This is a genomic window from Embleya sp. NPDC059237 (assembly GCF_042754105.1).
Lineage (GTDB): Bacteria > Actinomycetota > Actinomycetes > Streptomycetales > Streptomycetaceae > Embleya.
Genome location: NZ_JBHZAE010000003.1, coordinates 695,171 through 708,880, shown reverse-complemented (window position 1 = coordinate 708,880; position 13,710 = coordinate 695,171). Strand labels below are relative to the sequence as shown.

10 protein-coding genes are annotated in these 13,710 nt (G+C 68.7%); 6 read left to right on the top strand and 4 right to left on the bottom strand.

Annotated features, from left to right (window positions below; genetic code table 11):
- Positions 1 to 730: 730 nt before the first annotated feature.
- The 4 genes from ACFXKZ_RS13795 to ACFXKZ_RS13780 all read left to right on the top strand — a co-directional run bounded on the left by ACFXKZ_RS13795 (position 731) and on the right by ACFXKZ_RS13780 (position 7,896).
- The gene (locus ACFXKZ_RS13795; RefSeq protein WP_379999827.1) at positions 731 to 1,999 is read left to right on the top strand and encodes a hypothetical protein; all 1,269 of its coding nucleotides are present in this window, start codon (positions 731 to 733) and stop codon (positions 1,997 to 1,999) included.
- Positions 2,000 to 2,308: 309 nt separating this feature from the next.
- Positions 2,309 to 3,631: a WxL domain-containing protein gene (locus tag ACFXKZ_RS13790; protein ID WP_379999825.1), complete on the top strand. Its 1,323-nt coding sequence runs from the start codon at positions 2,309 to 2,311 to the stop codon at positions 3,629 to 3,631.
- Positions 3,632 to 4,066: 435 nt separating this feature from the next.
- Positions 4,067 to 6,427, top strand: a complete 2,361-nt coding sequence (locus ACFXKZ_RS13785; protein ID WP_379999823.1) for a hypothetical protein — start codon at positions 4,067 to 4,069, stop codon at positions 6,425 to 6,427.
- 341 nt (positions 6,428 to 6,768) lie between these two features.
- Positions 6,769 to 7,896 (top strand): hypothetical protein, encoded by a 1,128-nt coding sequence (locus ACFXKZ_RS13780; RefSeq protein ID WP_379999821.1) that lies wholly within the window; start codon positions 6,769 to 6,771, stop codon positions 7,894 to 7,896.
- A 75-nt stretch (positions 7,897 to 7,971) separates the two neighbouring features.
- On the opposite strand, the gene ACFXKZ_RS13775 is transcribed toward ACFXKZ_RS13780, so the two are convergent.
- The 4 genes from ACFXKZ_RS13775 to ACFXKZ_RS13760 form a co-directional block, all read right to left on the bottom strand.
- On the bottom strand, positions 7,972 to 8,538 hold the full coding sequence (locus ACFXKZ_RS13775) for a hypothetical protein (RefSeq protein WP_379999820.1): 567 nt from the start codon (positions 8,536 to 8,538) through the stop codon (positions 7,972 to 7,974).
- A gap of 169 nt (positions 8,539 to 8,707) precedes the next feature.
- Positions 8,708 to 9,274, bottom strand: coding sequence for a hypothetical protein (locus ACFXKZ_RS13770; protein ID WP_379999818.1), 567 nt, complete (start codon positions 9,272 to 9,274; stop codon positions 8,708 to 8,710).
- Positions 9,275 to 9,762: 488 nt separating this feature from the next.
- Positions 9,763 to 10,317, bottom strand: coding sequence for a hypothetical protein (locus ACFXKZ_RS13765; RefSeq protein WP_379999816.1), 555 nt, complete (start codon positions 10,315 to 10,317; stop codon positions 9,763 to 9,765).
- 453 nt (positions 10,318 to 10,770) lie between these two features.
- A complete protein-coding gene (locus tag ACFXKZ_RS13760; protein ID WP_379999814.1) occupies positions 10,771 to 11,319 on the bottom strand; it encodes a hypothetical protein in 549 nt (182 codons plus the stop codon).
- Here ACFXKZ_RS13760 and ACFXKZ_RS13755 point away from each other — a divergent pair.
- Together ACFXKZ_RS13755 and ACFXKZ_RS13750 are read left to right on the top strand one after the other, a co-directional pair.
- Positions 11,318 to 11,569: a hypothetical protein gene (locus tag ACFXKZ_RS13755; protein ID WP_379999812.1), complete on the top strand. Its 252-nt coding sequence runs from the start codon at positions 11,318 to 11,320 to the stop codon at positions 11,567 to 11,569. The two genes, ACFXKZ_RS13760 and ACFXKZ_RS13755, sit on opposite strands and share 2 nt — an antisense overlap.
- A 304-nt stretch (positions 11,570 to 11,873) precedes the next feature.
- Positions 11,874 to 13,556, top strand: coding sequence for a hypothetical protein (locus ACFXKZ_RS13750; RefSeq protein ID WP_379999810.1), 1,683 nt, complete (start codon positions 11,874 to 11,876; stop codon positions 13,554 to 13,556).
- Positions 13,557 to 13,710 lie beyond the last annotated feature (154 nt).

The following is a 13,710-nucleotide window of genomic DNA, read 5'->3' as shown; positions in this document are numbered from 1 at the left end:
GGTTCTCCCTTCGGGGGGATCTCTTGCTCGTCGAGAAGTCCTGATCGAAACGGCCGGAGCGACGCGCGATCGGCAGGGCCGTTTTGGCGAGTCGGCCTGCACCGACCCGGCACGCGCCCCGACTCATCGGGTACACGCGGTCGCCACACCCGACTTCCCCCTTTCGAGGCGCGGACCGGGCGGGAAAACCGGACCGCGCAAGCACCGGTGGGGACACGCCTTGCGTTCCCTGAGCGGGGCTTTCTCGGCGCATCCGGGAGACATCGAGACTGTTCCAGTACTTGATGTCACGTCAGATCTTCGGGTGACGGTACGACAAGTGGCATGAGCGGACAACAGCGAAAAGCAGAAAATCTGCATCCGTCGGACACGGTTCCATATCGCGCGACCTGCGAAATCACTGTGTCGACAAGACGGTTGACAGGACCTCACATTTTCGACACGTGTCGAGTACACACGCCTCGCCAAACCCTTACGAACCCACCGACTTCCCGTCATGCGCCGGGCCGGCCCCGATCCCGCGCCCGGAGCCTCGGTCCACCGCCGCACCGGTCCGCGGGCCGGCACGTTCCGAACGCGCCACAGCCCGCCCGGATCCCTTGACACCACGTCAGGCATGCCGAATCAATGGGCGTTTGGCCCATATATGGAACACGTTTCAAGCCGGCCCGAGCATCGACGACCACGATCGATCGAGCCCGGGGTCGGCCCGGAAGGGAGCGTCCCGCACATGGTTCCACCCCGCAGGAGGCTGTTCGCGATACCGGCGGCGGTCGTCCTCGTCGCCGGCGCGGCGGGTCTCACGGCGGTCGCACCCGCGGCACAGGCGGCACCCGTGGAGCACGAGGTGAGCTGTCGACCGCCACTCGCCGGCGGACCCGTCTTCACCTGGAAGCCGAAGGTCGAGCTTTCCGTGTCGCCGCCGAAGCAGGACACCTACAAGGTGGGCGAGGAGGTCACCGTCACCTGGCACTGGGTCACACCACCACGCAACCCGTGGACGTGGACCGGGATCCTCCCCGACGTCGAGACGCCCAAGGCCACCATCAGGCTCTCCAACGCCCAGGTCGGCGACATCGAACTCACCGGCCCCGCCCGACACCCGGGCGCCGGCGCCGCGCAACCCCTGCCGGTCGCGGACCTGACCGGGAAGTTCACCCTCGCCACCGAGGGCCGGATCGACCTGGCTCCCGGGGCGTACGTACTCCAGCAATTCCTGATCCAGGACTCGCCCTGCACCCCCGTACATTCCGACCGACTGCCCGTCTCGACGAGCGTCCAGGTCGGCACGCCCCCGACCTCGGGCCCCGGCACCGGCGGCCCGGGCGGCGCCGGTGGATCCGGCAACCCGTCCGCCGGCGGATCGGCCGGCTCCGGCGGCACCCCGTCCGCCCCGCCCACGACCGGCGCGCCCACCGGCCCCACCGCCGGGCCGATCGGCGACCCGACCCTCGGCGGCACCGGCGCCACGCCGGGCGCCGGCATCCCCGGTGCGGGCACCACGCCCCCGCCCGGAGTCCCCCCGCTCCCGCCCGCCGGACAGGTGCCGCAGACGCCCGCCGACGCCGTGGCCGGGCCGCTGTTCATGCGGCAGAACTCGGCGGGTGTGACCATGCCGGAGTTCCGACCCGGCGACACGACACAGGAGTTGGAGGGTCGGCTCAACCCGGTCACCATCCAGGACCGGCGCGGCAGCACCCTCGGCTGGACGCTGACCGCGCAGAGCAGCGACTTCGTCGGCGAGGGCGGTGAGGTCGTACCGGCCCGACGACTCACCTGGATCCCGGCCTGCACCACCGTCGAGGGCCCACCCGCGGCCGTCGGCACCGGCGTGCCCGGCACGGTCGGCGGCGACGCCGAGGTGCTGTGTCGGCAGAACCCGAGCACCGGCGCCGTCACGGGCGGTGCGTTCGAGGCCAACGCGCTGCTGAGCCTGTCCCTTCCCGGCGGCACCCGCTCCGAGGCGTACACGGGAAATCTGACGCTCAGTCTGAGCTGAGTCACCGTCGGACACCGGGACGCCCTCCTCGCTCGAAGGAGGAGGGCGTCCTTCCGGTTTTCCGCGCGTATCCCTTGACTTTGCGATGCCCGTGGAGCGGAATGATCAAGCATCATTTCTGCAACACGTTCCACCGACCGGCGGGGCCGCACTTCGCGACGGCACCCGTCCGGACGCGCATGCGCCGTCGAGGCCCGCGCGGGCGTGTGCGCCCCGCGCCCCCCGCGCCCGGTCCTGCGACGTGGTGTTTCGGCTGCCCCGCCCACCCCGGCGCCGGCAGAGCGGTATCCGAGAAAAGGAACGCACCCTATGTTCAAGGCAAACAGGCAACTCGCCGCCTCGCTCGGCGTGGTGACGATCGCCGGCACCGTCGGCATGGTGGCCCTCGCACCCGGCGCGAACGCCGCCGACGTGGCCTACACCTCGCACTGCGTCAACCAGATCGTGCCGAACCTGGTGATCCCGGACGGCGACCTGAAGATCGACCTGTCGGTGGCGCCCGCCAAGGCGCGCTACGACGTCGGCGAGGAGGTCACCGTCACCTGGACCTGGAAGTCGTACCCGAAGGCGCCGCCGGAGATCCCCGTGGTCGGCAAGGTGGACAAGGACTCCACCCTGCCCAAGGGCAGCGTCACCCTGGGCGGCGCGGCGACCGGAGCGGTCGCGGTCGAGGGTCAGCGGATCAACCCGGAGACCCTGCCGGGCCAGGAACTGGTGCTCACCAACATGACCGGCAAGGTCAAGCTGACCCAGGCCGGCGACGTGACGCTGACCCCGGGCCTGTACTCGACCTTCACCAAGGCGTTCGGCCTGGACGCCGAGACCAAGTGCAACCCGGTGAACACGGTCGCCCCCTCGGCCACGCTCAAGGTCGGCGCGGCCGACAAGCCGGTACTGAACGCGCCCTCGACCGCGGTCGAGCCGGGTAGCGAAGTGGCCCTGAGCGGAAGCAAGTTCGCCCCCGGCGCGGTGACCGCAACGCTGGACGGCGCAGCCGCCGGGATCGCGTCCTCCACCCTCACGGTGGACGCGTCCGGCAATCTGACCGGCACGGTCAAGCTCGCCGACAACGTCGCCAACGGCGCGCACACCCTCGCGGTGGCCGACTCCGAGGGCAACAGCGGCCAGGCGCAGCTGCTGGTGCGCAAGAAGGTCGACCCGACTCAGCCGGGCGACCTGACCCAGAAGCTGGACGGCACGATCACCGCCGGCTCCCTGGCGATCTCCCAGCAGGCGGGCGGCATCCGGATGTCCGACGTCTCGGTGAGCGCCCAGGACCAGACCATGACCGGCAAGCTCAACACGGTCACCGTGTCCGACCTGCGCGGCGGCAACGCCGGTTGGACGCTGACCGGTTCGGTCACCGACTTCGAGAACGCGGCCGGCGAGAGCATCCCCGCCGACCACTTCTCCTGGAAGCCCAAGGCCGCCAAGGCCGACGAGAAGTCCAAGGGCACCCCGGTCGCGGGCAGCGCGGGCACCATCGGCTCGGGCGCGACGCTGGCCTCGGTCCCGCAGGGCGCGACCAACACCGGCGGCACCTTCTCCGCCGACGCCGACATCGACCTGAAGGTTCCGGCCTACCAGGGCGCCGGCGACTACAGCGCGACGCTGACCCTGTCGATTTCCTGATCACGGTCACGGTTGGCCGGTACGGCCGATCGGCACGGGGCGCCCACCGCAATCCCTCACTGCGCGGTGGGCGTCCCGTCGCCCATTTCCCGTACGCGCCAACGCTTTTCACCCATCGAGCCCGCGTGTGCGACACCGGCCGACGGCGCATACAAATCGTTGCCGCCGGAACGCGTTCCGCTGTTGACTTCGCAAACGCCCACGGGCTCAATGGGAGGCGCCGTTTTCTGGAACAGGTTTCATCGCAGGGAAAGACCGGGTGACAGCGGCGGGGTCGGGTGTCACCCCGCCGACGTCGAAAATCGGCGCACGGCACCGAATCGACCGTCCCGCGCCGCGCGGGTCACCGACGGCGACGGACCGGTCCCGGTGTGGTGTTCGACTGCTCGCTCCCCCGGCGGGCCAGGCAGGCATCCCGAGGAGGGACAGCACCACATGCTCAGACCAAGAACCAGGGAAAGCACTGGGTCCGGATCCCGCAACAAGCGCGTCGCCGGCGTACTGGGTACCGCCCTCGTGGCCGGCGCCCTGGGCGTGGGCGCGGGGGCGCAGTCCGCGAACGCGGCTCCGGTGACGTACAACGTGCACTGTGTACCGCCGAGCGTCGGCGGCGGTCCGTTCGACTTCGACGCCCAGGTCGACCTCACGGTCGTCCCGGTCAAGGCGAAGTACAACGTCGGCGACGAGGTCACCGTCACCTGGACGTGGAAGGACGCGGCGAAGAACCCGTCGTCGGTGACCGTGAACGCCGACGCGGTCAAGCCGCGCGGCAAGGTCCTCGTCTCCGGCGCGCAGGGCGGCGAGATCGCCATGGAGGGTCCGCAGAAGAACGCGCAGACTCCCGGCGGCGAGAAGTTGTGGCTGTCGAACATGACGGGCACGCTCAAGATCACCAAGCCGGGCGAGCTGAAGCTCTCCCCCGGCGGCTACACCAGTACCGCGAACATGTTCGGCAGCTGGGACACGCCGTGCACGCCCAACGGCACGCCGGGCGTGGGCGCGACGCTCGCGGTGGACGGCGCGGTCAAGGCGCCGACCGTGTCGTTGGGCTGGAACGTGGTCCGGCCGGGCGCGGGGATCGAGGTGACCGGAGAGAACTGGCCGGTCGGTCCGGTCGGCGTCGAGATGTGCGACGTGGACGGCAACGCCTGCACAGCGGAAGGGGCGTCGGGCTCCACCCTCACCGTCGACGCCTCCGGAAAGTTGTCGGGCCAGGTCCGGGTCGCCGCCAATCTGTCGGACGCCGTCCGTCAGGTCCGGATCACCTCGGGTAGCACCTCGATCCTGGTGGCGGTCTCGGTGGCCAAGGAGGCGCTGCGGCACTCCGAGCCGGTCAAGTACACCGTGCGCTACACCCCGGCGTGGGGCAACGGCCCGGCATTCGACTGGAGTCCCGAGGTCGCGCTCTCGGTGAGCCCGGCCAAGACGTGGTACGACATCGGCGACGAGGTCACGGTCGGCTGGAAGTGGATCGGTCAACCGCGCAACCCCTCCAGCTGGGTCGTGGCCCTGAAGGACACGGTGACGCCCAGCGGCACCGTACGGATCTCCGGCGCGCAAACCGGCGAGGTACAGGTCGCCGGCGACAAGGGCAACCCGGCCACTCCGGGCGGGGAGGTGCTCAAGGTCAACGACATGAAGGGCACCTTCAAGATCACCAAGGCGGGTCGGATCGACCTGGCGCCCGCCGGATACGGCCTCAAGGTGATCACCATCGCGTCGGGCGGCACACCCGTCGGCACGCCGGCGGTCTCCCAGTCGATCATGGTGGGCGCGCCGGCCCAGACGACCCTGGGTCCGGATCGGAGCCTGGTCAAGCCCGGCGACCCGGTGCTGCTGACGGGGGACAACTGGCCGACCGGCCAGGGCAATCCGCACGTACAGCTGTGCCAGGAGGACGGCTCGGGCTGCACCGGATCCGCGTTCACCGCGGGCACCGGTTCGGTGGCCCCGGGCGGTGCGCTCACCGCGCAGGTCACGTTGGGTACGAACGTGCCGCCGGGCACATACCTGGTGAAGGTCACCGTCGGGATCGTCTCGGTGTCCGCACCGATCACGGTGACCTCGACCGTCGTCCTGCCCCGGGCGATCACCGCCACACCCGATCGTGGCCCCTCGGGCACGAAGGCGCACGTGACGGGGCGGAACTTCACCCCCGGCGCGGCCGTCGTGCTGGAGACCCTGGACGCGAATCTGGGTCTCACCGGTGACACCACCGAGGTCACCGCCGGTCCCGACGGGACGTTCGCCGTCGATCTGACGGTGAGCAAACCCGGGACGACCCAGATCCGGGCGGCGGAAAAGAACGACCGCAACAAGATGGCGCTCGCCCCGTTCACCGTCGAGGGCGGCGGTCCCGGCGAGGAACCGGGCACGTTGTCGATGACCCAGGCCGGAACCGGCGTCCTGCTCGCGGACGTGCCGTTCGCGAACCGGGACCAGACCATGACGGGCTCGCTCAACGCGGTCACCGTCACCGACGCCCGCAAGGGCACGCTCGGTTGGCAACTCACCGGCTCCGTCTCGGACTTCAAGGCGGACGGCGGCTACTCGCTGCCCGCGTCGGCGTTGTCCTGGACACCCCGGTGCGTGGCCGAGCCGAACTCGGCGAGCCAGGTCGTGACCGGCTCGGCGGGTACGGTCAACGGCGGGCTGCTGTGCAGCTCGGCGGCGTCCACGGATCCGGCGCACAAGACCGGTGGCGTGTTCAGCGCGAACGCCGGCCTGTCGCTCGCGGTCCCGGCGTACCAGGCGGCCGGGACGTACACGGGAACCCTGACGCTGACCGTCTCCTGACGGCACGTCGGCCCCACGCGGGGCGCTCTCGCACCTTCGGTGCGGGGGCGCCCCGTTCGCGTATCCGGACCCGAGGCACCTCGCGACCGGGGAAAGTGGAACTTGTTCCACCGCTTCCGGACGACACGTGTCAGTGCAGGTCAGGGCCCTGCCGAAGACCTCCCGCAGGGCCGACGGGGGCTTTCGCGCCTCTTGACTTCGGCAGGCGAAGGCGCATCAATGTGACCCGCCCCACTTCTGGAACACGTTCCACTTAGCCACGCGCGTATCCGCCCCCATGCCGCCGACGCGACGCCAACGCCCGCCGCCGGCAAGGAACGCAGGACAGGGAGCCGCACCTCATGAAGCAGCGCACCAAGCGCCTGACCGCCGGACTCGGCGTCGGCACACTGGCGATCACCGGATTCCTCGCCGCCGCCCCCGCCGCCTTCGCCGGCACCGCGACGCCGACCGTCACGTGCTCGCTGCCGCTCGGCCAGGGCGACAAGACCGGACCGATGTCGGTGACCGTGGACGGTCCGACCACCGCCAAGCCCGGCGAGACGGTCGACCTGAAGATCACCCTCGGCCCGAGCCCGGCGACCAGCCCCGCCGCGCTCAATGGCATCAAAATGACGCCGTCGATCGACTTCGCCCTGTCCGGCGGCGCCACCGGCTCGGTCACCCTCGCCGGCGCCGAGACCACGATCGACATCCCGGCGAACACGCCGATCCAGAGCCCGCCGTTCTCGGTCAGGCTCCAGATCCCGGCCACCGCGACCGGCACCGTCGACCTGACGCCGACCAGGACCACCACCGCCACGGTGACGCCGTACGGCAACTTCACCACGCCGTGCGCGGTCACCGGCGGCTCCGGCGTGGTGCAGAGCATCACCGTGCAGAGCACGCCCGAGACGGCCACCCTGAGCGCGTCCCCGGGCACCGTGGAGGCCGGCAAGGAGACCACGCTCGCCGGTACCAACTGGACCAAGGGCGGCACCGCCACGCCGTCCCTGTGCGCCGCGGACGGCACCGCGTGCAACCCGGCGGGCATCTCCGCCAACAGCCTGCGGATCGGCGCCGACGGCGTGCTCTCCGGTGGCGTGACGGTCGCCCCCGGCACCGCGGACGGCTCGTACAGCGTCCAGGTCACCGACGGCAGTCGCACCGCCTCCACGCCGCTGACCGTGAAAAAGGTCGAGGTCCCGGTCCCGCAGCGCAAGGTGACGCTCAGCAAGAGCACCGTCCGCCCGTGGACGTTCGTGAAGGTGTCCGGCGAGAACTTCACCCCGAACACGCTGATCGCGCTGGCCGGCGTGGAGGGCGCGAACCCGACCTTCAACTTCGGCCTGGCCTGGACCGACCGCAACGGCAGGTTCAGCTCGTGGATCCTGGTCACGAGCAAGAAGACCACCGGCATCACGGCGGTCGAGATCGACACGAGCTTCAAGTTCGACAAGCTCGGCATGGCGGGCATCACGGTGAAGTAGCACGCACCACACGCGCGTCGGCCCCGGTACCCGATTCGGGTACCGGGGCCGACGCGTGCCCCGGACGGTCGCCGATCAGAAGGAGAAGTCGGCGGACCCGGAACTCTGGCCACCGGCGCAGTAGATGTCGTTGGTCGTTCCGGGAATCGGGTTCTTGAACCGCAGCGACCAGTTCGTGGTGCTCGGCAGGGCCCCGGAGGTCTCCTTGAACCGAATCGTCGTACCCGCGGCGATCCGCGCGGACGTCGGAGCCGGGCCGAAGGTGGTCGGCCCCAGTCCGAGGGCCGGGTGGTTCGAGCCCGCAAAGTCCCATACGGTGCCGACTCCCGACCCGCCCGCGCTGGTCTGGACGGTGCGGAACACGAACGGCAACGTGTTGGGGGCGACGCTGAGCGGCGGGAGCCAGGTCGTGGCCAGCTTCATCTTTTGTGCCGCGGTGCCACCCGGGTCACTGGTGGTCAGCGTCCCGGTGAAGGGCGAGGTGATCGAGCCGTAGAGAGTGCCGCTGGGGTCGAAGCAGCGGAACGAGACCGCGCGCGACTCGGGCGGGAGCGCGTAGGCCGAGGTGGACAGCGCGGTCACCGCGACCAAAGCCGCGGCAGCGCAGGTCAGGGTCCCGGTGATGAGCTTGCCGGCTTGCATGAGAAATCCTTTCGCCGTGCCGGCCGAGGCTGGGGATCGGCCGATCGCTGGGCCGTCTGCGGACCCGACGCGTGGAAAACGCCCGTCGCGGCGACCCGAAGGTCGCCACGACGGGCGCTTGGCCACCCGGATCCGAGCGTTCCGGCTCCCTGGTCGAGAGCCGGACCGATCAGAAGGTGAAGGGGTTCGGAGTGGTGGCGGGCGGAACGATGTCCTGGCTGCCGGCGCAACGGATGTCGGCCGCGGTACCCGCGAAGGTGGCCTGGATACGCACCGAGTAGTTCGTCGCGCTGGGCGCGGCGGCGGAGGTGTCCTTCAGGATCAATTGGAGGGGAGTGCTGAGACGACCGCCCACGGCGGGAACCGGCCCGAGGGTGATCGGGTTGCCCGCGTTCATCGGCAGGTTGGCCGTCCCGGAGAAACTGTAGGAGCCGGGCCCGTTCACCTGCTGCATCAGGATCGTGGTGGTCAGCGAGTTCGCCGGAATGTTGAGCGGCGCCGTGATCGACGAGGTGAGCTTCATCTTCTGCGCGTTCGGCGCGCCCGGGTCGCTGGAGGAAAGGGTGCCTGCGCCGTTGGTGGAGTACGTGATGTTGGAGTTGATGTCGACACACGTCAGATGCACACCGCGCGACTCCGGCGGAAGCGCGTTGGCGGTGCCCGACATGGCCAGCACGGCCGCGAAGGCACCCGCCGTACAGGCGATGCCGACCGATGCGACTTTGGAACGAGACATGAGGGGTGGTGCTCCTTTCACGGCTTTCCGAATGAAGACGTGCTCGCCCGAGTAACCCGAAGCAGGCAAGACGCTGCTACTGCCGGCCGGTATCTCGACATCGACAGGAGCACCGAAGCGAGCCTTACCGCGAAGGGCCCGCATTGCTCCGACCTCGGGCCTTCCGGCATAGAGAGAGTGAAGCGGCAGCAAGAAAAGAAGTCAATGCCTAATGTCCACGTATACCAGCTAAGTGATCTTCGAGAAGCTTCCAACCATTTCGACCGAGAACACTTCTCCAATCCTCATGATCATCAAATAGATATCTTTGATCATGGTGACACGCGTCACTATGACGGCGTGATTACTTAACGTGAGTATCGGCAGGAATTCCCGGTAAAGACAAACGTTCCCCCGGACCCGGAGAGGTCGCGGGGGAACGTTCGGATACGAATCTCCGACCGAAAGCGAAATCCACGGTTCCGGTGGTTTATCGCCGATCGGGCCGATCAGAAGGTGAAGTCGTCCGTCCCGGTCGCCTGCCCACCGGCGCAGTAGGTGAAGACCGTGACTCCACCCAGGTGCGATTCGATCTTCACGGACCAGTTCGTCGCGCTCGGCGCCGCGCCGGAGGTGTCCACGAGCCGCACCTTCGTACCGGCGGCCAAGCGCGATGCGGCCGGAACCGGGCCCAGCCGAATGGGATTGCCGATGTTCATCGGCGGGTTGAGCGTCCCGGAGAAGTCCCACGCGGTACCCGCGCCCGCGCCGCTGGTCTGCACCGTGCGCATCGTCGTGGTCAGCGCGTTCGGCGGAATCTGGATGGGCGCGGTCATCGGCGTGGTCAGCTTCATCTTCTGCGCCGCCGTACCCCCCGGATCGCTGGAGCCGAGTTCACCGGCACCGTTCGTCGCCCACGTGTTCCCGATGCTGTCCTGGCAGGTGAGGACGACACCCCGAAACTCCGGGGCCGCCGCGTGGGCCGTACCCGACAATGCCGCGGAGGCCGCGAGCGCACCCGCCACACACACGATGCCGGCGGACGCGAACCTGGTACGAGTCATGAGAGAACTCCTTCTCGATCGATTTCGAGGATCCGACCCACACGTGGTCGCGGGTCCGTACACCAAGGGAATGCGCTCACCTGCGCCGAGCGGACCGATAATCGATGACAGGACCGCTCAACCCCAAGCTTCGGGCCCATTTCGACAGGCCCGAGTAAAACCGTACGGTCGGCAAAAGTCAATCGAGTTTAGTTTTCCCGGAATCCGGGAAAGAATCGAAAGCAGCAGACGAAGTCGAGTTTATCGAATTCGATCTTGGTGACACGTGACACCGGCATCGGACACCATTTCGCCCTTTTATCCGGGCCCGTTTCGTCCTGCCCGCACGGTTCACATCACCGTTGTCCGGACATGCGTACGCCTGCCCGGGCGGCACGAGGCCGCCCGGGCAGGCGCGTAACGTCACCACGATCCGGATCGGATCCCATAGGGCGGGATCCGATCCGGAACCGATCAGAACGAGTAGTCGGCCGAGGCCGCGTCCTGCTTGCCGGAACACCAGATGTCGACCGGCGAGCCGGAGATGCTCGTGGTGATCTTCACCGACCAGTTCGTGGCGCTCGGGCCGGCGGCCGAGGTGTCCTTCAGACGCACGGTGGTGCCCGCGGCCAGTCGCGAAGTGCCCGCGACCGGGCCCAGGTTGATCTGGTTGCCGGTGTTCATCGGCAGGTTGACCGTGCCGGTGAAGTCGCGCACCGTGCCCGCGCCCGCACCGGTCTGGATGGTGCGGATCGTGGTGGTCAGCGAGTTGGCCGGGATGTTGATCGGCGCGGTCAGCGGCGAGACCAGCTTCATCTTCTGCGCCGCGGTACCACCCGGGTCGCTGGAGGTCAGGGTGCCGGTGCCCCCGGTGGTCCAGGTGGTGCCCGTGCTGTCCTGGCAGGTGAGGGTCACGCTGCGCGAATCGGGAACCGCGTTCGCGGTCCCGGACAGGGCCATGACCGCGGCGAACGCGGCGGCCGAGCAGGCGATTCCGGCACTGGCGAGCTTGGTGCGAGACATGGTGGAGCTCCTTTTCATCGCTTCCGAGTACCTGGTGGTGGCGCACGTTCTTCCCGGCCTGCACGCCGCAGGCGAAAACGGTGGAGCAACCGGTGGGCATCCCGAACAAGCCGATCGACGCTGCACATCGCCGACCGACACGAACGACTATCGGGATCCGGGGCGGGCCCGCTTCTTCCCCACGTCGGGACCCTCCGGCACAGCCAAGAGTGAAACTGTGGAAGCGGAAGAAGTCAATACGGTTTTGTAGATGAAGTCACCGGGCTGCGATCGTGAATCGACCGCCCTTCCTATTGACTCGGTCAAGCTCGGAAACAGGAGGTCAGGGCAGGTTTATCAAAGTTGATCATGGTGACACGTGACACCAAGATCAGCATGTTTTACGCATTGCTTCCTGTGCCTTTATTCGCTAGATGTTCGGGCAGACCGGCGACGTTCGGAGTTCACCCATCCAGGCCATTTCACCCAGCTCCCGGCCAACGTCCCGGACAACCGTCGCCGCGCACCACGAGCCACCAGCCACCTCCCACCCGGCTAGGAGAAACGTGTCCCGAATGCGAAGAATCGCTCCGCGCAGGCTGATCGCGGCCTCGGTCGTCGGCGCCATCGCGAGCACCGGCGCCCTCGTCCTCGCCCCCGCGGCGCAGGCCGCCACCGTCGACTACGGCACGCACTGCACCAACCCGTACTCGACGCCGCCGGACGGCAACGTCAAGATCGACTTGGTCGTCACCCCCGCCAAGAGCACCTACCAGGTGGGCGACGTGGTCTCGGTCGAATGGCAGTGGAAGCTCTACCCGAAGGCGCCGACGTCGATCCCGGTCGTCGGGAAGGTCCCGAAGGACTCGACCTACGCGGTCGGCACGGTGAAGTTGACGGGCGCGCAGACCGGCAACTTCGCCATCCAGGGCCCGCAGATCAACCCCGAGGCGCTGCCCGGCCAGGACCTGATCCTGAGCAACCCGGTCGGCAACTTCACGCTGACCCAGGCCGGCCAGGTCAACCTGACCCCGGACATCTACTCGACCTTCACCACGGCGGTCGGGCAGAAGGTCGAGACCAAGTGCTCGCCGATCAACCCCATCGCGGTCTCGCGCACCCTCACCGTGGACGGCCCCTCGACGGGAGCGCCCACCCTCAGCGCGAACCCCGGTGAGTTCAACGCCGGTTCCACCGTGGCGCTGTCCGGCGCCAACTGGACCGCGGGCACCCCCTCGGTCGAGCTGTGCGACGCCAACGGCGCCGCGTGCACCGCGACCAGGATCGCGGCGAACAGCCTGGTGGTGGCCAACGGCGCGCTGTCCGGCAGCATCAACACCATCGCCACCGTGCCGACCGGCAACTACAAGATCAAGGTCAAGGTCGGTGCCGGCGAGGCGCTCACCCCGGTCAAGATCAACGCGGTCGCCCGACAGGCCACGCTCAGCCCGAACCGCGGCCCCGTGGGCACCACCGTCAAGGTGACGGGCAAGAACTTCAACCCGAACCTCACCGTCATCGCGCGCGGCCAGACCGCGACCGGGTACGTGCTCGACGAGACCGCCGCATACGCGGACTCGGCCGCCGACGGCACGGTCACCATCCCCGACTTCGTGGTGAGCGACCCGAGCATCACCGCCGTCTGGATCACCGAGGGAGTGGACGAGGCGACCGGCTTCGCGCTGCCGTTCACCATCGGCGCGGCCCTGCCGGCCACCCTGTCGGCGTCGCCCGCCGCCACGCACGCCGGTGGTTCGGTTGCGGTGTCCGGCAACAACTGGACCCCGAACGGCTCCGCCACCGCGTCCCTGTGCGCGGCCGACGGCTCGGCGTGCAGCGCGGCTCGGATCAGCTCCGGCCCGATCACCATCGCGGCCGACGGCACCCTCGCCGGCAACGTGACCATCGCCGGCAACGTCGGCGAGGGTACCTACAAGCTCAAGCTGAGCGACGGCAGCAACAGCGCGCTGGCCTCGGTCACCGTGCAGCGCCGCTGGCTGGAGCTGAACAAGACCTCCGGTGCCCCGTGCACCTTCGTTCTGGTCACCGGACACGGTTATGGATCGCTCGCGTGGGTCAACGTCAACGGTCTGGCGGGCGACTCCAAGACCAGCGACTGGGCCGGCGCCTGGGCGAACGCGAACGGCGACTTCAGCATCTGGATCCTGATCACGAAGTCGAACACCACCGGCATCATCGCGTCGGAGACCTTCCACTCCGACCGCAACGCGTCGACCCCGTTCACCGTTACGGGCTGACATAGCTGCGAACCTCCCCGCCGGAGGCCGCCGTCCCTTGTGGGCGGCGGCCTTCGCCGTGCCGACAACGCCCATCACCAGCGGAAGATCGCATTCCGCTTCGGCCTTCGCGCGGTATGTCGATCATGTTGACACGTGACACCTGAACCGCCGC